The organism is Corynebacterium suranareeae (genome assembly GCF_002355155.1).
GTDB classification, from domain to species: Bacteria; Actinomycetota; Actinomycetes; order Mycobacteriales; family Mycobacteriaceae; genus Corynebacterium; species Corynebacterium suranareeae.
This window is the reverse complement of record NZ_AP017369.1, coordinates 3243979-3263838: the sequence shown is the minus strand read 5'-3', so window position 1 is coordinate 3263838 and position 19860 is coordinate 3243979. Positions and strand designations below refer to the sequence as shown.

Genomic DNA, 19860 nt, shown 5'->3' with positions numbered 1-19860 from the left:
TTCTGGGTCTCTGTGTTTGGTCTTATGCCGCAATGGGACACCGCGGGTACCACTACTGCTTGGCCTTGCGTCGAAAAAGTAGTCCAAGTGGCAGAGCCATCCACAAGATTGTTAAGCCAACACCAAGATAGAATTTCCAGCCACGCTGTGGGGGCGCATTGGTTTCGATGACGTCGTCGCCATTGATCACAACACCAATGCCAAGCTGTTCAAGACGCTCAAGATCACCTGCCGACCACGCCTGCATTGCATCAGTCCAGCGCTGGGAGGGAGCGTCGGTGATGATGCCATCTACACGTAATTCACCGGACTCAACTACTGATAATGCTTTGGTTCGAGGATCCACCACTGGTATGCCATCTTCCCTGGTAGCAAGAGAGGTAGAGCCGATGATGAGGGTGTCGCGGTCGTCGGCAAGCTCTGCTAGCGCTTTTACTGATTCCACATGCGCTGAACTGGGGCGCATCACTGCGACTTCACGGGGTGCATCTGGAATTTGCAGCAACGCCAACCCGGTAGCGACCCACGACAACGGGTGTTTCACACCGGCTGCCAAACACACATAGGCGGGAACTGCAAACATGAGGAGCTTTTGGGAATCTCTAAACAGCGCAGCGCCAGGCACATACGCGATGGTCCACGTAAACAAATTTGGCAACAGCCACGGGCCGACCGCACCAACCATGCCAACAACTGCCAAGAGTCCGAGGACCCATGGACAGTTTTTAAAACCCGCTAGCAAAATGACAAAAAGTAAGATTCCCACAACCGCGAACCCAGCGTCACGGGAGGCTGGAACAGCCCCTGCATTCCAAATGCCACCCAGACCCAGCGCAGTTCCCAACGTTCCTGCAAATGTTTCAGCACGAATCGCAAAAGTCAGCGCACCACCAGAGGTTGGGGTGGCAAGAAGCGCAGGAATTAACCAAGGAAGCCACGAAAGGAAGGAAAAAAGCGTCGTAAAGCATTTTCTTTTTGAACTGGCTACGCCAGTGACCCCCGCAACCACCGCACCCGTCGGCGTGAGCGACGCCGCCCAAATCGCAACTACCTGCCAGCGGGGATGCTTCCGCAACGCCACAACCAGCGGCAACAACCACACTGCCATGACCAACGACCAATGCCCCTGCAGCAGGCGCTCAACCACGAGCGGGTTGTAAATCGCCACGGTAACGGCCAAAAATTTCGACGGCCCCAGCTGCATCGCACCCCACGCGCCCGCAAAACCAGCCCCAAGCAACATGCCACGCACAAGCCAACTCACCGGCAGGAAATTCAACAGCGCCAGCACACCATCCTGCGGAGCATTACGCGACGGCAAATCACCAAACCCCAGCGCATTCAGCGACAACGCCGGATGATCCACCACAGACATGTCACGCAACAACAACTCACCGGCAGACGCCAATGGCCACAACAACGACCCCAAAAGCACAGTCGTCCACGCCCACAACGCGATCTGCCGGGTCGGAGTCATCGCATTTAGCTCCTGAGCTTGTTTACGGCGCTCATCAATTGGCCTTTTCTGAAAATTCCGGTGCTAAACACACCAATGGCAAGCAACAGCAAACCAAAGAATTTAGAGAAGAAATCCAAACCTTTAGCCCACGACAATCGCTGATCAATATCGTGAGCATTTTTTTGCAGAAGCTCCGATGTTTCCGCAGTATAAGTGAACTCTACGGTGTCATCGCCATCTGGGCCATGAAACGTGAGCGCCTCATCTTTGGACACAATAATGCCGGAAAAACGATCCACCTGAAGGGTACGCTCCACCGAATACTTATGAGTCTCATCCAGTGGAAGATAACGAAGATGCTGGTAGAAGGTATAAGTATTGTCCTCGCGGGAAACAAAATCCAGCGGATAATCCTCGCCCAACACAATGTCATAGAAAGGATAAGAATTACGCAAAGTGTTTGCGGGGAAGAAATAGTGCAAACCAGTCCGTACCGCATTACTGCTATCAGCAGGCGACCCCGAAATAGACGCAGTTGGTTTAATCACCGGGTAACGCGAATGGCCGATCAACACCACATCATCAGTAATATTTGCAACCGTTCGCCCCTGCGCATCAGTGAAAGTGGATTCCACATGCGTTGCAATCTCATCGATCTTATCAGTCGGCGAGGTAACAATATGCTCCGAACGAGTAAAACCCTGCGGACTTTCACTTACCAACGTCAGATCCAAATCCTTAGGAATGGTGCGCGCCTGACCTGTAACATACGGCGGTACCGTGAAGGCAAAAATGAGGAACAGCACACCCACAATAATGAGGACCGCTGCAGATCGCTTCATCAAAGAGCCCACACCTTTCCGCTAAACTCGCATGTTGAAATAATGTCTACCCAATCATATGCACCCATCCGCCACCGCGGATTCATCAGCTCACTCGAGGGACTGCGCGCAATCGCCTCCCTGGGTGTATTGGCAACCCACGTTGCTTTTCAAACCTCAGTAGACCCGGCCACACACATCGGTGCAATACTGGCACGATTCGACTTCTTCGTCGCCGTATTCTTCGCACTTTCCGCCTTTGTCCTGTGGCGACGCCGCGCCGGGCAACCAGTGGGACTCTACTACCTCAAACGCCTAGCCCGCATCATGCCTGCATATTGGGCCACAGTGATCGCAGTACTGCTATTTATCCCCTCAGGTCCATGGCTTGCCAACCTCACGATGACCCAAATCTACTGGCCCGAAGGACTCATGACAGGACTAACCCACCTGTGGTCCCTATGCGTGGAAGTGGCCTTTTACCTGGTGATTCCACTATTGGCCTGGATTTTGGACAGGTTTGGTAAGCCGGTGCGTCTTGCGTTGATTACCGGTGGCGCAGCATTAAGTTTGGTCTGGCCGTGGATCCCCCTTGTCGAGCATGCGTTGGACGAGGGTTGGGCGAACATGCAGATCTGGCCACCTGCGTATATGTGTTGGTTTGCAATTGGCATGATCGCGGCAGAAATTGAAGGCATTCGGTTCCCCCGTGTGCCGAACGTTGTGTGGGTGGTTCTAGCATTAGTGGTGGCTTGGATTGCAGGTCAAGAGTGGTACGGGCCGTTAGGTTTGGTGCACCCCAGTCCCTGGGAATTTAACTTAAGGATTCTGGCGGGCACACTATTTGCAGGATTTTTAGTAGTGCCTTTCGCGTTGGGTGCGCCCTCACGGTTGCTTGATTCTGCGTGGATGAAAACTCTTGGCACCTGGTCATATTCTATTTTTCTGTGGCATCTACCCGTGCTGACCATTGTGTTTCCACTGCTGGGAATTCCCTTATTTAGTGGACACTTCCTGTTGGTATTCATTGTGACGGTAGCTTTGACCATTCCAGTGGCAGCCATCAGCTACACATTTATTGAAGAGCCCATCATGCGGTGGGTTCGGCGTTTCAGTAGCTAAAGGGCTTGTTAGGATTCACCATTTTCGGGGAGGGTGCTTGGAAAAATGTTGAATTGGCACGCTTTTGGGGGTCGAAAAGCGTGAGGATTCACCATTTTTTAGCTAATGGGTTCGAAAAATGTTGAATCGGCACCCAGGTATGACCCGGAACAATATTGGGAGGAAACCACTTGGGAGCTCCTCTACTAGATATTTGTGAGGTCCCGAGGAACGAAAATCAGACTGTCTGATTCCCCAAAAGGAACACGGGACTTTCTAGATTACTCGATTACACCCGCGCAGCATCTCTATTGGAGTAACACATGAAACCCCAAATTGGGCAGCTACATCAGGAATCTTTACCTTTCGAGATGTGGGGTCGACGGCAGGTTTTTCATAAGTAACTATTGTTGATTTTGTCACTGCAGCGACTGCGATGATGCGTGGGTCAGCACCGCTAAGGAATCGGTTTCGATCTGAGATTTTAAAAGGTGGTTGCCTAATGTTGATCACCCAGTTTGTGATGAGTGCTAGTTCTTGGATTTGAGCTGAATCCTCGTTAAGAATGAACTCCGGTGCTGCGTTGGTCTTTGTCCAGGTACTGACCCATTTTGCTCTATATGCAATCAATTCTTTGTGGACGGACTCTGGAATTTTGGATTCTCCGGTAGCTAAAGAATCCAAAATTTGTGTCCAAAAACCCGGTACAACATCGTGTGGATAATGAGAGTCTGCTGCAGTCATTAAAATGTTGGCATCGAGCAAGTACACTATGCAGATTTCTCCCTCGGGGACATAAGATCACGCACAGTCTCCCGGTTCTTTGTCCCCAGGTAGTACATGGCATCCGTAATTGAAAGCAGATCTGTTCCGATGACACTTGATACAGCTGCTAGAAATCTTTGGCCGATTCGCGGTCGAATATTGTTTAGTCCATTTCCACCGTCAGGGGTTTTCCGCGGGCCGTCGTAGCTGCATTCTTTGATCAAAGATTGAGCATTTCCTGATGGAATAAAACCAAGTTCAACTCCCCTCCAAACCACTGCTTCTGGGCTTGCTCCGACTCTTTGAGCTATACGGGAAACAGCATCTGTTGGTGAATGTTCTTCACTCCAGATTTCACCAAAGTAAGTAGCTGGGATGAGGAACTCTGCGGCAAACTTGTTGCACCAACGCTCCACTTCTAGTTCAGATTTTGGAGAATGCTCTGCAGAGATACCCGGTTGGCCTGTGACCACATGGCCAAGCTCGTGCGCCAGGCTGAACAGTTGTGCACTTTTGGTATCTTTTGCGTTGACAAAGATCAGCGCAAATCCGTTGTTGATCAGGGTAAAGCCGCTAAACTCACCCTGATCAAGGGGACGCTTTGTATTGTTTTTCACCATCGCGCTACGCATGACAAGGATCCCTGTGTTTTCGATAGCAGCGGACAGTTTAGATACCGCTGTTTCTCCGAGTGAATAGCGTCCCGGAACCCACCCCAGCGCGTCTCGGACTTCAATTGCTGTTTGCTCTGGACTTTGAGATATGTGAGCAGATTCAATTAGTGCAACCGGAAGCAGATCTTCATCCCGAGCAAATTCAACGTACCAATCCAGTCTGGCGGTGCAGTCATTGATTACTTGTTCCAGCTCAGGACTTGGATTGGTAATGCTGATGTTTCCACGGGTTCGAAAATCTGGGAGCAGGATTTCATCCTGCACTGGCTCATTCAGCAGCAAAAATGGGTATGGAATACCAGCTTTGGCGGCCAGTTTCTCAGCCTGACGAACAGTGGGTGCTTTATCTTCTGTGAGCCATTCAATGATGTTTTTGAAATCAGAGGATTGAGCGAGTTCCTCGACTGGGGCACCAGTTTTTCGAATTGCCCATTCCAAAACATTTGGCTTGATGGGGACTCTAACGCTCATGGCTCACCTCGTTTCATCAACTATCTTTATTATTGAGCTTAGTCAAGATTGTCCATTGCGGTGCGATGGAAAATATCAGCTTGGCCGGATTCGGCTTTGTCGAGAGAGGCACGCTTTTGGGGGTCGAAAAGCGTGAGGATTCACCATTTTTTAGCTAATGGGTTTGGAAATTGGTGGATTGGAGCACGGCGGGGATGAAATGCAAAAATTCTTTCGGTTTTGAGGTCGGACCTCACGTTTGTGGTGAGTTCTTGATCAGTGAACTGGCAGGTTTCACACCTGTCACACTGGCCCCAAAATGAACCCCCTCTAGAATCGTCTCTAAGCGCCTAGAATCGCCAGAATGAACTGACACCCATTTTAAGATTTTGGAGGCCTTAAATCCCCTGCAAACAGCGCCGCCACTGAAACTCCCGCGAGCAAAACCAATGCTGGGGAATCCCCCGGGTAGGAGGCCGCTGGCCAAGGGGCTTGGGCGAGCCACAGTCCGCAGATCATCAACGGAAGCCCTGCTAGCACCCATTTCGGGATGAGGGTGAACCGCACGATCAGCCACGCCGCGACCGCCGGGATGAACCACCACCCCAGCACCGGGATGAGTGCCACCACCGCCCAAGGCGCGTTGCGGGTGTCCTGCCACGAAACCATTGCTTCTCGACGCCTCCCCACAACCACACACCCCAACACCACAAGTACTGCAATGGTCGCGCCGCCGAAAAGGGACAGTTTGTAGGGTTTTTCACCGTCGAAAGTAAAACTCAATTGGCCGGATACGCCAGCTGGGATGATGAAACCTTGGGAGGAGGCGTCTAGTTGGATGGGGGAGAGGGGGGTGGCGTCGATAAGCATGCTTGTACCTGAATTGAACGCGCGCGTGGTGATTAAAATGCGGTCGGTGGGTGCTGCCTCGATGTTTGTTGTTGCTGGCTGCACGCTGGCGTGCGGCACTGATTCGGTGAGGGTGACCCATTCGGATTGCGTGCGCAGTTCATGGGTGCCGGGGGTGAGTTCTAGGGGGCCGCAGTTGATGCGTTCGCCGTCGAGTTCCAGCGTGATACAGGATTGTGCGTCTACGTTGACGGACATGGGGCGTGGGACGGTGAAGGTGCGGTCAAGGAATGAGGTGGGGACTGTGAGACGTTGGAAAACGAATTGCTGCACGTCAGGGGAGGTTTCTGGCACTGTGATGGTGCGGCTGAGGCCTTCTAAGGAGAGCTCAGAAATGCCTACGAAACTATCAAATTCGATGCGGGCATGAGGCTGTGCCAATGTGACTGTGGTGGTGCGACCTTTTTCGAACTCACGGACCATCACGGAATCGCCGGATGTGATGGTGGCGGTGACGGTTTCGCGTGGGGAGATCGATAATGTGGTGCCGGTGCCGGAGATTTCTAGCCAGGGGGAAGTGTCGCCAGGGGTGGGGTACCAGGCCGTGTTGTAGCGGTGATCCAGAAGTGAATTAAGGGAACGATCAGGATCGGCGCCGCCGAAGGAAGTGGCATCGGAACCCGAGGAAGATGCCGTGATGGAACCCTCCTGCACCACTTGCGTCATCGGTCCTGCGGAAGGGTAATCCACGATGCGGTTTTTCACCTCGGTTTCAGCCACGCTGGCAAGAGCGGCGGAACTGGTACCATCGCCGTAATTTGTGCCCACGAGCTGCGGGGTATCGGTGACGATTTGAGCGTTTCCATCCACCAATGTGCGCGGGGAATAGCCGTTGAGGGTGTCGAGGAGGGAGAGGATTTCGCCACCGCCGGCGACAGTAGGCAGGGGACCTTCTGTGTCAGAGGTGATCCACATATCCCGGTCGGGGTCGATGAGGTAAACATCGACCTCGCCTTGGGGGCCGAAAGTGTATTTTTCTCCGGGCAGATCCACCTCGATATCTGGGTCGGCCTCCAAATCATGCCTGACCAGCACTGCGCCGATGCCGAGGCGTTTTAAGGCTTCGTCATTCAAGCGCGAGCCTAGATCACTTACCCCATCCAGCCCACGGATCGCTTCCGGAGGAACAAGCGGGATGGCGTCGCGGACAGCCCAGGGGACATCAAGAAGTGGTTGGGCTGGTTCGTCCCTTGTCCATCCCCAATCTTGGCGGGCAAATGGAGCGCTTGGCCAAATAAGTGTGCGGGTTCCAGCGGCGTTCTCATTGAGAAATTCCGTGGCCTCGTACCAATAGTCAGGAACTTCCTCCCACGTTCCTTGCGGCAATAAGCGGGCAGACCATGCTGGGGCAAGCGCGCCCGCGGCAATCAACACAACGAGTAAGCCTGCAGCCTGGCGTTTTGGAAGACCTGCCTTGGTTGTTGCTGCCTTGGTATTTGCTGCCTTGGTATTCGCGGAGGGTAGCGCGATATGCGAACCCAACGCCGCAATCCCCACCATCAACGGCATGCGCACCAACAGATCAAATTTATGAATATTGCGTAGCGCAGCACCGGGGCCGTCGAGGAATTCTTGGACCGGTGGAAGATGCGCGCTGCCGAGAATGAGCAACCCAACCGCCAGCATGAAAGCCCACAGTCCGCGGTGTTTCATCAGCGAGAGACCAATCAACCCAAGGGCTGCCACCACCACGCTGAGAAACACAAAAAGAGCATCATTGACCAGCAGATAACCAGCCTGGCGTTCGGTATCCACAAAAGGAGTCCAACTGGTTGTGCCCCGTAAGATTTCTACGGGATTAAGCCATGAGGTGGTTACAGATGCGCTTTCGATAAATTCTGTAAACGGCGGGGCGTACTTCCCAAGGACCAACAGCGGGCCAATCCACCAGGCATTAACAGCTAAAACTCCAATGCCCCAAACGATCAGTCGCCCGAATAATCCCCGGTACAGCAAAATCAATGCCGCTGGAATCAACGCAGCCATCGTGGCGGTGGCATTGACAGCACCCATGCATGCTGCCGGAAGTAAGGAAAGTGCAATGGCACGAGCGTTGATGTTTTTTGATAACAACGGCACGCACACCCACGGTGCCAGCATGATTGGCCAGGTTTCCGAAGAAATAGCAGTCAGGGTGGTAAGCGTGCGTGGGGATAAAGCAAACAATAATGCGGCGATCAGGCGGAATGCAGGAGTCCCAATACCAGAGACACCGGAGACTCCGGTGATTCCAGAGACCCCCAGCCTGGACAGCATCGTATAAAAACCCGAAAATCCCACTCCAAGAACAAGCCACCACCACAGCCGTTGCGCTATCCAATCAGGAAGGAAATCTGTGATGAGGAAGAAAAACCCTTGGGGGAACAAATACCCATAAGCCTGATTCTGCAGTTGGCCAAGAGTAAAAGTATCAGTCCAGGCATGAAGAGCGCCGGATAAAAAACCTGCGGGGTTAAGCAGTAAATCCAGTTTGGTATCTGCGGCAACTAGGCCTGGACCTTGTGCAAAAACCAGGAGACCCAGCGCAATCCACACATAGAAATGCGCCGAGTGAAGAAAACGGGGCAGTGGGGTTTTAGTCTGCTTCGCGTGAACCATACTCAGGGCCGCCGAGTAGGGCATTATCTGCAGTTACGGCATTGCCAGTGGGAACGGTGTCCTGCCCTGAGATCATTGACACCCCAGCAACGGCAACAGCGCCGACAGCGATACCGACTACTGCGCTTGCAATAGCTGGTCCGAGGGTGCGTCGGTTGAGGGAATCAGTTTCGTATGCCATGACGTGGAAGAGACTACCAGTTTTTACTCCTTGGTTTCATCTTCTTCAGTTTCATTCAGCGGTGGAACCACAAAAACTGGCACATCAGCGTGGTGGAGCACGCTGTCAGCCGTGGAGGATTGCCATAGTGATTTCCATCCTGCAATACCGCGCGTACCAGTAACAATGACGTCGGGGCGAAGCTCATCAGCGGCATCAACAATCGCACTCCAGATGGCAGTGGCAGATTCCACCATGTGCGCGCGTGCTTCCAAACCCAACGACTGCGCTAATTCCACTCCCTCCCGGCAGGTTTCCAAAGCCGCGGATTGTGCAGGGTCTTCTGGATCCACGCCCAAGGTGCTGAGCTCCATCGCGCGAGCGGCCTGCCTGTGCAAAGGCTCCCACGCTGTTAAAATCTCAACTTTTCGAGGTTGCAATAATTGCGCGGCGTATTCCAAAGCGCGCCGGGATTCCGGTGATCCATCAAAAGCAACCAGCATAGTTTTGTCAGTCATCGAAAGCTCCCTGCGATTAATCGGTGAGTACTTGGCTTCAAGCCTACCGACGATTAAAGCTTTCCCACCGTCTTTTCCTATAGTTAGAGCAGTGTGGAAGCGATTGAAATCTGTAGCAGCAACCGTCGCAGTGGCCGGTGTGCTCCTAACAGGCTGTTCAGAAAAAGATTCAAGCAGCTTGTCGACGCCTACCTCCACCCCTCCCGCACCTTCGCAGTCGGCTACACCTGCACCTAGTGCGCGGGACTTAGCGCGCGCACAGATCCCAGATCAGCAACGCGAGCAAGTCGCGTCGCTGATGATGGTTGGTGTGGCAAATTATGATCAAGCGTTAGATGCTCTCAACCAGGGAGTGGGTGGAATTTTCATTGGTTCGTGGACGGATGAAAATCTCCTGACAGAACCTGGTCGGAATATTGAAGCACTGCGTGAAGTAGTCGGTCGGGATTTCTCCGTAAGCATCGATTTTGAGGGTGGCCGAGTACAACGAGCTACCAATATCTTGGGTGACTTCCCCTCACCTCGAGTGATGGCGCAAACCATGACTCCGGAACAAGTAGAAGATCTCGCAGAGATCCTAGGTACAGGTTTAGCTGCACACGGAGTGACAGTTAACTTTGCACCTGTCGTAGATGTCGATGCCTGGGGTCTCCCCGTCGTTGGCGATCGCTCCTTTTCCAACGACCCAGCAGTTGCAGCTACCTATGCCACTGCCTTTGCCAAGGGCTTAAGCCAAGTAGGGATAACTCCAGTATTTAAACATTTCCCAGGTCACGGTCGTGCTAGTGGCGATTCCCATACTCAAGATGTGGTGACGCCATCACTTGATGAGCTGAAAACCTACGACCTCATCCCTTACGGCCAAGCACTTTCTGAAACTGACGGTGCTGTCATGGTTGGCCATATGATCGTTCCAGGTCTGGGCACCGATGGTGTTCCTTCCTCCCTTGATCCGGCAACTTACCAACTGCTTAGAAGTGGTGATTATCCAGGTGGAGTGCCTTTTGATGGAGTCATCTACACCGATGATCTCTCCGGCATGAGCTCTATTTCTGCCACACATTCCCCAGCAGAAGCAGTCCTTGCTGCCTTGAAAGCAGGGGCAGACCAAGCCTTGTGGATTGATTACGCCTCCTTAAGCTCTGCCATTGATCTTGTCGATGCAGCAGTAACCAGCGGTGAATATCCACAAGAACAGATGCTGGAATCGGCTTTAAGGATTCAATTGCTCTACCTCACACGCCTCGAACAAAAGTGAAGTTCACGTCCGGTAGCACCTTTTGAGTAGGATTTTTGCATTCGTGCAACTAGCCTTTTAATAGTGAAGAACTCTGGGAAAAATTCGGCAAAGAAACGGACCAAAGGGATCCTGATTGGGGTTCTTGTTGGTCTGTTTGCCATTTTTGCAGGTGTATATGCGGTTGATGTTTTCCTCAACAAGGACAACATCCCGCGTGGTACAAGTGTTGGCGGAGTCAGTATTTCTAACCTCAGTGCGACAGAAGCCCGCACAAAATTGGAAACAGAACTAGCCGATGACGTGGTGCAACCCGTGACCGTGACAGCGGGTGAGCAAAACACAAGCTTTGATCCCATTGCCTCCGGAATTGGCATTGATTGGGATGCCACCATCGAAGGCACCGGCAAGCAATCGTGGAATCCCATCACCCGCTTTGTCGCGCTGTTTAAAGAATCAGAAGCACCCATCGTGAGCACCGTCGACCCCGCAATCTTCGGCCCCACCTTAGACCGCATGGTGGGTGAGCTTTACCGGGATCCAGTCTCAGGAAGCTTGCTTATCGACGCCGGCAACCTTGTTGTCAACGACACCATTGACGGCCAAGCCGTGGATCGCACAGTCTTAGAACAAGCAATCACCGAAAACTGGCTCAACCCCGACGGCGTAGAAGTCGAGCCAGATGTTGTACCCGCAGCAATTAGCCAGGACACCATCGATGATTTAGCTAACGGTGCTGGTGAAACGGCAGTATCTGGGCCTTTCACCGTGCGTGGCGATAACGATGTAGAAGGCGTGATCCCCGTCGAGCGAATGGGTGAAGTGGTCACCTTCCCCGAAGAAAACGGCACCATCCGAGTAGATGTCAACGCCGAGGTAGCAACCGACATCCTGTCGGAAGGACTTGCCGAAACTGAAACTGAGCCAACCAACGCCCAGATCAGTTTCTCCTCTGGTTCCAAAGTGGTCACCCCAGAAGTTAGCGGACATGAAATCAATTGGGAACAAACCCTTGCTGATCTTCCCAACAACTTAACTGGTGATGGTCCACGCACCATCGATGCCATCTATGAAGACACCCCAGCAACATTCACCGCTACTGATGCTCAAAACGCCACTTTTAATGAAGTTATGGGTGAGTTCACCACCGGAGGTTTTTCTGCAGCCTCTGGTATAAACATCCGACTCACTGCACAAATGGTAAACGGGGCTGTAGTTTCACCGGGCGATACTTTCTCTCTGAACAACTACACGGGCCCTCGTGGCAGTGCTCAAGGCTTTGTGGATTCCGGCATTATTCTCAATGGCCGATCCGACACCGCGGTCGGCGGTGGCATTAGCCAATTCGCCACCACCTTGTATAACGCGTACTACTTCGCAGGCTTGGAAGATATCACTCACACCCCGCATAGCTATTACATCTCCCGCTACCCAGCAGGACGTGAAGCAACCATTTTCGACGGCGCCATCGATCTTCAGTTCCGCAATAACTCACCATATCCAGTCATGATCAGCACCTTTGCCGACGATTCAAACGTCACCGTGCGCATCATGGGCGTTGATACTACCTCCGTGGAATCCATCAACAACGGCCGCTGGGCAACCACCCAACCCAATACAGTTCGAGTATCAGGTTCAGATTGTGTGCCATCAACCGGTGCGCCTGGGTTTACCACCTCAGATACCCGCATCATCAGCGATCTCTACGGAAATGAGATCACCAGGGAAACCATCACAACCGTGTACGATCCTTCACCAAACGTGGTCTGTTCCTAAAGAAAACAAGAATGCCCCGCCAGATAGCTGGCGGGGCATTACTTATAGCTCTTAGGAAGAAAGTGATCCGAAGAGCTTCAGCAGTGGGCTAGCAAGCTGCTGAAGGAAGTTCAAGATGGAGGTAAGGAAGCTAGGGGAGGAACCAGTAACGACTTCTTTTTCTTTGTCCACGGTGATGGAGAAGCTCAAAGCATCGGTTTCTTGACCTGCATAGCGGCTAAGCTCTGCTGGCTGCAGGGTCTCGAGGAAAGTACCGGTAGCTTCAGTCCAGGTGTAGGAGAAAGCGGTCTTAGTTTCCACAACCTCAGGAGCTGCGAGGGAGAACTCTGCAACCTCTACGCGGGAGGTAGCGGTGTCTTCTGGGGCGGCGCTATCAGAAAGCTCGGCAGTCAAAGTGGCGGTTGCGCCGTCAACAATGATCTGTGGGTTAGCCAAGGTGATGTCGAAGCCGTGGAGTGCGCTTGCGAAGCGAACAGTGCCTTCGTAGTTCAGCTGTCCCTGCTCGGAATCAGCATCGTAGGTAGAACCAGATCCGAGGGTGAAGTTGTAGGTGCCGTCTTCGTTAACGGTTGCGCCTTCGGTTGCGTCAACGGTGCCAGCGGTCCAAGGGCCGGTGACATAGTTGCGCCAAGAAGCCTTGAAGCCCCAGTCGAGGGAGTTCTCTGCGGTAACAACGGCGACATCATCGGTGGTAGCAACAGCTGCAATTGGGGCTGCAAGTGCAGCTGGAGCAACAGCGGTGAACGCAGAGGTGGAGATTGCAGCTGCGGTCAGTGCTGCAATAGCCCTGCGGGAAAACTTTTGAGACATGTGAGAAAACTCCGAATGTGAGAACGGGACGGATGTCGAAAAAACAATTGAAGAAACTTCAAATTGAACACTTAAGGTTTACCTAATTTAGTCTTGCCTTAAAAGTCTTCCGGGGTTAACCAAAGGGCGGTGTAAAAATTGGTCGACATCAACCCCAGGATTATTTAGCCGTACATAAAACTGAGGGCACCTTACGTCATGGGGTTTTAGGGAAGTGGTGTCACTTAGCGCTCCAGTGTTCATAAAAGGAGGCTTATTTTGAGGATATGGAAGATAACTTAAGGGGGTGCGGATATATAGGGGTCTGACTAGGGTCGCCTGAAAATGCAGAAGGTTGTCTGCACTTCTAAGTGCTTTGGCAATTTACGTCCCCGTGGCGGATATGAAACCGCAAGTCGCAAGAGTCTGCGCATATTCAACGCACAATTTAGCGTTGGAAAGAGTTGTTTACGTGGAGCCGGTGACGGGAATCGAACCCGCGCCGCCTGCTTGGGAAGCAGGAGTTCTACCATTGAACTACACCGGCAGGGCCTTTCAAAAAAGCTAGAGATAAGGCTATCAGTATAAAAAATGGCGACTCGCATTGACCCTCCAAAACTGCGCAGTCAAATCCAGGTCGCAGCAACCAGCAGCAACCAGTGGTCCAGCCCTAGGCACCGGACGCTACACTGGTTGACGTGCTTCTTTCAGATCGTGACATCCGTAAATCAATCAATGCAGGCGACCTGGGAATTGAGCCTTTTGATCCTGAGCTCATTCAACCGTCGAGCGTCGATGTCCGCATGGACCGCTACTTCCGAGTTTTCAATAACTCCAAGTACACCCACATCGACCCAAAGCTTAACCAGGATGAGCTGACCAGCCTCGTCGAGGTTGAAGATGGCGATGCGTTTGTGCTGCACCCAGGCGAGTTCGTGTTGGCATCGACGTTGGAAAAGTTCACATTGCCATCCCATTTGGCTGGCCGTTTGGAAGGTAAATCCTCCCTTGGGCGCCTGGGTCTGCTGACACATTCCACTGCTGGTTTCATCGATCCTGGTTTTAGTGGCTACATCACCTTGGAGCTGTCCAATGTGGCAAACCTGCCCATCACGTTGTGGCCTGGGATGAAGGTTGGCCAGTTGGCGTTGTTCCAGATGAGCTCTCCAGCTGAAACTCCTTATGGTTCCGGCAAGCTTGGTTCGAAGTACCAAGGGCAACGCGGACCTACTCCGTCGAAGGCATATTTGAACTTTCCTAATGAGTGATTTCCTCTCCGGTCGCGGGTTGCAACAAAACGTGTTGAGATAATCCCCGGATCCACTCTTTTGTGAAAGGACTTTCCCTACATGCGGATGACAGTAATTGGTACGGGATACCTTGGTGCTACTCACGCAGCTTGTATGGCTGAGCTTGGCCATGAGGTATTAGGTGTTGATGTCGATGAGGCCAAAATTGCGTCGTTGAAGGACGGCAAAGTTCCTTTTTATGAGCCCGGTTTGCCGGAGGTTTTGGAACGCAATCTGGATAATGGTCGGCTGAATTTCACTACCGATTATGCAGGAGCAGCTAATTTTGCCCAGGTGCATTTCTTGGGCGTGGGTACTCCGCAGCAGAGGGGTTCTTTTGCTGCTGATCTAACGTATGTCCGCGCGGTTATTGAAAATTTGGTGCCGTTGCTTGAGGGCGATCACTTAATTTTGGGTAAGTCCACGGTTCCGGTTGGCACAGCGGCGCAGTTGCAGGAGCTGGCGGATTCTTTGGCGCAGCCGGGCTCGCACGTGGAGATTGCGTGGAATCCGGAGTTTTTGCGTGAGGGTTATGCGGTGAAAGATACCATCACGCCGGATCGCATCGTGGTGGGTGTGCGTGAGGGATCGACAGCAGAGGCGATCGCTCGGGAGATTTACGCAACCGCGATTGCTGCTGATACGCCGTTTTTGGTCACTGACCTGGCCACCGCTGAGCTGGTGAAAGTTTCAGCGAATGCGTTTTTGGCCACCAAGATTTCCTTCATCAATGCGGTTGCAGAAATCTGTGAGCAAACCGGCGCGGATGTGGTTGCGCTTGCAGATGCCATCGGCCACGATGATCGCATCGGTCGGAAGTTTTTGGGCGCGGGCTTAGGTTTCGGTGGCGGTTGTTTGCCTAAAGATATCCGCGCTTTCATGGCACGCGCCGGCGAATTGGGTGCTGACCAGGCATTAACGTTCTTGCGCGAGGTCGATTCCATCAACATGCGTCGTCGCGACCGCGTGGTGCAACTGGCCAAAGAGATGTGTGGCGGTTCGCTGCTGGGCAAGCGGGTTACGGTGCTCGGCGCCGCATTCAAACCCAACTCGGACGATGTCCGCGATTCCCCGGCGCTGTCGGTCGCTGGCTCGCTGTCGCTCCAGGGCGCAGCGGTCTCGGTCTACGACCCGGAAGCCATGGACAACGCGCGCCGCGTCTTCCCGACGCTCAGCTATGCCTCCAGCACCAAAGAGGCGCTTATCGACGCCCACCTCGTCGTTCTTGCCACCGAATGGCAAGAATTCCGTGACCTTGACCCGGAAGTGGCGGGAGGGCTCGTCGAAAAGCGTTCTATCATTGATGGCCGCAACGTCCTTGATGTCGCCAAGTGGAAGTCCGCTGGCTGGGAAATGGAAGCGCTCGGCCGCAACCTTTAGTGGCGGTGAACCAGGCGGGGCTTGCCATCATCGGGGGTTGGCTCATCGCCTGGCACCGTCCATGCGGCAATCAGCGTGGTGATCGGCACAGCGAGCGTCAATGTGAGCGCACCAACGCCGGAACGCAGCAGCTCACCAGCCATAACATCGCTGGTCAGAGTCTGAATCAAGGGGCGCTCCGCCAACGACAGCAACAGCAACAGTGGCAACGCTGCGCCGGTGTACCCCAACACGAGGGTGTAAATCATCGAGGAAATGTGGTCGCGGCCAACAGACATCGCGCCGGTAAACAACCTCCACGGGGTGGCATCATCATCGATTTCCGCAAGCTCATTGATAGTCGATGCCTGCGAGATCGTCACATCATTGAGCACACCCAAGGTGCCGATGATAAACGACGCCAACAGCAACCCAGAGATCGACACCTCCGGCAAATAATTGATGATTTTCAGATGGTTCTCATCACCCAAACCGCGCAAATTAGTAGTCACAATCGTTGCCCACGACAACACCGCCGACAACAACAACGCCACCAACGTTCCCGCCAACGCCGCCGCTGATTTCCAGTTAATGCCATGCACCATCGGCACCACAATCAACAAAATAATTGCACCACACACCAGCGCTAACCACATGGCATCATGACCACTAGCCAAACCTGGCAGCAAGAAAACACCCACGATTCCCAAGGTCACCACCAGGCCAACGAGCGCACGCACACCTCGCCACGCTGCGAAAGCACCCATCGCCACGACAAGGATCACACCCCAAATAATCAATGCTGTGCCGCGCTGATAATCAGCGAAGGTGTAAATGACTTGACCATCAGAATCTGGTGTTTCCACCATGCGGATCTTGTCACCCGCAGAGAACTCGGGATCTCCTGGTTGCGAATAATTCACCAGCTGAGTTTTCTGTCCTTCATTAACGCCGGAGGTGATATCGACAATTGCACGCACACATTCCAAAGCGGCAGGTTCCGAAGAAATCGAGGGGCTATCCGCAAAAACACGCCCAGTATCAGGAGAATTGCATGCAGAATTATCAACAAGCGTGATCGTTCCATCCACCTGATCATGGTTCCCGGCGAAAGTCTGCGAAAAGTTCTCCGCCAACACCACATCATCAGAATCCGGCCACAGCATCACCATGCCCACAAGTGTCACGACAACAGAAGAAATCAAAAACGTCAGCAAACCAATGCGCCACGGCGACTTCTTTGTTTCCGACGATTCCACTGCATGTTTTCCCACGGTGTCTCCTTGCTGTTGCCATGCTCTTTCGATGCGCAGGACAGGCACTTTTACCCAGTGAAGCCTAACCCAGAATAGGGGCCAGTGGGTATTTAAGAAGTGTTCGGTATCGCCGTTTTAAGGGGTTGAGTTTGCGGGATGGACTATTGCCCTGTTTCAGAGAAGTTAGGCGCTTAGAGGGGCTCCTAGAGGGTGTTACATTTGGGGTTAATGGGATAGATGTGAAACCTGGATGTTTGCTGATCAAATTTTCACCACATCCGTGAGGTCCGACCTCAAAATCCACCACAAACCTGTGGCCGTACCACAGGAATCGAACGAATTTTTGCATTCTGTCCGCGTCTGGGTGCCGATTCACCATTTTCCGGCCCTACTAGCTAAAAAATGGTGAATCCTCACGCTTTTCGACCCCCAAAAGCGTGCCAATTCACCATTTCCAAAACCCACCGGCCAGAAAATGGTGAATCCTAACAACCGCTACTGCTTGTACGTGGACAGGAAGTTACCTAGACGCTCGATTGCGTTTTCCAACTGGGATGCCCATGGCAGGGTGACCACCCGGAAGTGATCGTGGTGTGGCCAGTTGAAGCCAGTGCCCTGAACCATGAGGATCTTTTCTGCGCGAAGAAGATCGAGCATCAGTTGGGTGTCGTCGTGGATTTCGTACACATTGGGATCCAGCTTGGGGAATGCGTACAAAGCTCCCATTGGTTTCACGCAGCTCACGCCTGGAATCTCATTGAGTTTCGTCCACGCCATGTTGCGCTGTTCTAGTAAACGGCCGTGTTCGCCAGTGAGGTCGTAGATGGATTGGCGTCCACCGAGGGCTACCTGAATAGCGTGTTGAGCTGGGACATTTGGGCAGAGGCGGGTACCGGCAAGCAGTTCGAGGCCTTCAATGAATCCACGTGCGTACTGCTTTGGTCCGGTCAGTACCATCCATCCGGCTCGGTATCCGGCGACTCGGTATGCCTTGGATAGTCCGTTGTAGGTGATGGTTAGGAGGTCTGGTGCGAGAGTTGCCAGGCTGATGTGCTCGGCATCATCGTAGAGAATGCGGTCGTAGATTTCATCGGCAAGAATTAGCAGGTCGTGCTCGCGTGCAATCTCGACGATTTGTTCCAACACCCGGCGCGGGTAGACAGCTCCCGTGGGGTTGTTGGGGTTGATCACCACAATAGCTTTGGTTTTTTCGGAGACTTTGGATTTGATGTCTTCGATGGAGGGGTTCCAGTCATCTTCCTCATCACAGAGGTAGTGCACGGGTTTTCCACCAGCAAGTGATGTTGCGGCAGTCCACAGTGGATAGTCCGGTGCGGGAATGAGAACTTCATCGCCGTCGTTGAGGAGTGCTTGGGTGGTCATGGTGATGAGTTCTGAGACACCGTTGCCTAAGAACACATCATCAACATCGAAGTGGGGGAATCCGGGCACAACTTCGTAGCGGGTTACCACTGCTCGTCGGGCTGGGATAATGCCTTTTGAGGTGGAGTACCCTTGGGAAGTTGGAAGGTTGGCGATCATGTCGCGCATGATCACGTCGGGTGCATCGAATCCGAATACAGCTGGGTTGCCGGTGTTGAGCTTTAAGATGTTGTGTCCATCAAGCTCCATGCGTTCCGCCTCCGCGGCCACCGGGCCACGGATCTCGTACAGCACGTCCTTCATCTTCTCCGACTGATCGAAGATGCGGCGAGTTGTTCGCCGAGTGGGACGCGCCGCCTGATCCGCGCCCACAGCCTTGTTGGCGGTGTCGGTGGTCTTGGAGGTTTTGCGCTTGTCTGTAGTCACTCGCTCAATGTTGCCACTTTGTGTGCGTAGTTGAAAGCTATTGGGGGAATTTTTGCTGTTCTAGCGAAAAAAGGATCAAAAAGGGTGTAATCCCATGCCTCCTTAAGACTCTTCTAGTGGCACGATCATTGGTTTACCGTTCACGGGGTCTGGGATGCATAGGCATTTGACGTTGTAGACCTCTTCGATCAGTCCGGCGGTGACGATTTCTGTGGGATCTCCGGCTGCTATTACTTCACCGTCTTTCATGATGATCAGGTGGGAGGCGTAGCGGAAGGCAAGGTTTAGATCGTGGAGGACTGCGACCAGGGTGTAGTCACCTGTTGCGTGGAGGTTTTTGCACAGGTTGAGGATTTCTAGCTGGTGGGTGATGTCAAGAAAGGTGGTGGGTTCGTCGAGAAGCAAAAGCGGTGTTTCTTGGGCGAGCACAAGCGAGACCCAGACGCGTTGGCGCTGACCGCCGGAGAGGCTATCGACTTTTCGGTCTGCTAGGTCGGTGACTCCGGTGGCGGCAAGCGCGCGGTCGATGGCGAGGTCATCTTCGGTGGACCATTGGCGCAGCATTTTTTGGTGGGGGAAGCGGCCTCGGGAGACGAGGTCTCGGACGGTGATGCCGTCTGGTGCGATGGATGATTGCGGCAGCAACCCTAACCTTTTGGCCACATCGCGTGATGGCAAGGTGGAGATTGCTTGGCCGTCGAGGAGGATTTGTCCTGATTCTGGCTGCAAAAGTCTGGACAGTGCGCGCAGGAGAGTGGATTTTCCGCAGGCATTGGGCCCTAAAATGACGGTGAAGGAGCGGTCTGGGATGGATACATTGAGGTTTTCGCTGACGGTGTATCCGTTGTATCCGAGGGTGGAATCAATAGCTTGAAGTGGTGCAATCATAT

General features: G+C 53.1%; 16 protein-coding genes and 1 tRNA gene. 5 read left to right on the top strand and 12 right to left on the bottom strand.

Features of this window, described 5'->3' with window-relative positions:
- Positions 1-52: 52 nt before the first annotated feature.
- Positions 53-1477 carry a hypothetical protein gene (locus tag N24_RS14980; RefSeq protein WP_096458906.1) on the bottom strand — a complete coding sequence of 475 codons (1425 nt, stop codon included), beginning with the start codon at positions 1475-1477 and terminating at the stop codon, positions 53-55.
- A gap of 5 nt (positions 1478-1482) precedes the next feature.
- Positions 1483-2301: a porin PorA family protein gene (locus N24_RS14975; protein ID WP_096458903.1), complete on the bottom strand. Its 819-nt coding sequence runs from the start codon at positions 2299-2301 to the stop codon at positions 1483-1485.
- A 42-nt stretch (positions 2302-2343) separates the two neighbouring features.
- Between N24_RS14975 and N24_RS14970 the strand changes: the two genes are divergently transcribed.
- Positions 2344-3402 (top strand): acyltransferase family protein, encoded by a 1059-nt coding sequence (locus N24_RS14970; protein WP_096458900.1) that lies wholly within the window; start codon positions 2344-2346, stop codon positions 3400-3402.
- Positions 3403-3657: 255 nt separating this feature from the next.
- On the opposite strand, the gene N24_RS14965 is transcribed toward N24_RS14970, so the two are convergent.
- The 5 genes from N24_RS14965 to N24_RS14945 all read right to left on the bottom strand — a co-directional run bounded on the left by N24_RS14965 (position 3658) and on the right by N24_RS14945 (position 9455).
- Entirely contained in the window at positions 3658-4152 is a 495-nt protein-coding gene (locus tag N24_RS14965) for a DUF4411 family protein (RefSeq protein ID WP_096458897.1), read from the bottom strand.
- Positions 4152-5291: an ImmA/IrrE family metallo-endopeptidase gene (locus tag N24_RS14960; protein ID WP_096458894.1), complete on the bottom strand. Its 1140-nt coding sequence runs from the start codon at positions 5289-5291 to the stop codon at positions 4152-4154. The genes N24_RS14965 and N24_RS14960 overlap by 1 nt, the downstream gene beginning before the upstream one ends.
- A 360-nt stretch (positions 5292-5651) precedes the next feature.
- A complete protein-coding gene (locus N24_RS14955) occupies positions 5652-8777 on the bottom strand; it encodes a DUF3367 domain-containing protein (protein WP_096458891.1) in 3126 nt (1041 codons plus the stop codon).
- Positions 8755-8958: a DUF2613 domain-containing protein gene (locus N24_RS14950; protein WP_096458887.1), complete on the bottom strand. Its 204-nt coding sequence runs from the start codon at positions 8956-8958 to the stop codon at positions 8755-8757. Before N24_RS14950 ends, N24_RS14955 begins: the two co-directional genes overlap by 23 nt.
- 23 nt (positions 8959-8981) lie before the next feature.
- A complete protein-coding gene (locus tag N24_RS14945; protein WP_096458884.1) occupies positions 8982-9455 on the bottom strand; it encodes a universal stress protein in 474 nt (157 codons plus the stop codon).
- Positions 9456-9546: 91 nt separating this feature from the next.
- Here N24_RS14945 and N24_RS14940 point away from each other — a divergent pair, with 91 nt between their 5' ends.
- Positions 9547-10713: a glycoside hydrolase family 3 N-terminal domain-containing protein gene (locus tag N24_RS14940; protein WP_096458881.1), complete on the top strand. Its 1167-nt coding sequence runs from the start codon at positions 9547-9549 to the stop codon at positions 10711-10713.
- A gap of 63 nt (positions 10714-10776) precedes the next feature.
- Entirely contained in the window at positions 10777-12468 is a 1692-nt protein-coding gene (locus N24_RS14935) for a VanW family protein (protein WP_096458878.1), read from the top strand.
- Between the two features lie 51 nt (positions 12469-12519).
- On the opposite strand, the gene N24_RS14930 is transcribed toward N24_RS14935, so the two are convergent.
- Together N24_RS14930 and N24_RS14925 are read right to left on the bottom strand one after the other, a co-directional pair.
- A complete protein-coding gene (locus tag N24_RS14930; RefSeq protein ID WP_096458875.1) occupies positions 12520-13278 on the bottom strand; it encodes an HtaA domain-containing protein in 759 nt (252 codons plus the stop codon).
- A 452-nt stretch (positions 13279-13730) separates the two neighbouring features.
- Positions 13731-13804 (bottom strand) — tRNA-Gly (locus N24_RS14925).
- A gap of 151 nt (positions 13805-13955) precedes the next feature.
- Between N24_RS14925 and dcd the strand changes: the two genes are divergently transcribed.
- The gene (gene dcd / locus N24_RS14920; RefSeq protein ID WP_096458872.1) at positions 13956-14525 is read left to right on the top strand and encodes a dCTP deaminase; all 570 of its coding nucleotides are present in this window, start codon (positions 13956-13958) and stop codon (positions 14523-14525) included.
- Between the two features lie 81 nt (positions 14526-14606).
- A complete protein-coding gene (locus tag N24_RS14915) occupies positions 14607-15926 on the top strand; it encodes a UDP-glucose dehydrogenase family protein (RefSeq protein ID WP_096458869.1) in 1320 nt (439 codons plus the stop codon).
- Here N24_RS14915 and N24_RS14910 read toward each other — a convergent pair.
- The 3 genes from N24_RS14910 to N24_RS14900 all read right to left on the bottom strand — a co-directional run bounded on the left by N24_RS14910 (position 15923) and on the right by N24_RS14900 (position 19858).
- On the bottom strand, positions 15923-17179 hold the full coding sequence (locus N24_RS14910; RefSeq protein ID WP_096458866.1) for a YibE/F family protein: 1257 nt from the start codon (positions 17177-17179) through the stop codon (positions 15923-15925). The two genes, N24_RS14915 and N24_RS14910, sit on opposite strands and share 4 nt — an antisense overlap.
- Before the next feature lie 477 nt (positions 17180-17656).
- Positions 17657-18970 carry a pyridoxal phosphate-dependent aminotransferase gene (locus tag N24_RS14905; RefSeq protein ID WP_096458863.1) on the bottom strand — a complete coding sequence of 438 codons (1314 nt, stop codon included), beginning with the start codon at positions 18968-18970 and terminating at the stop codon, positions 17657-17659.
- Positions 18971-19072: 102 nt separating this feature from the next.
- Complete coding sequence (locus N24_RS14900; protein WP_096458860.1) at positions 19073-19858, bottom strand: ABC transporter ATP-binding protein; 786 nt, start codon at positions 19856-19858, stop codon at positions 19073-19075.
- Positions 19859-19860 lie beyond the last annotated feature (2 nt).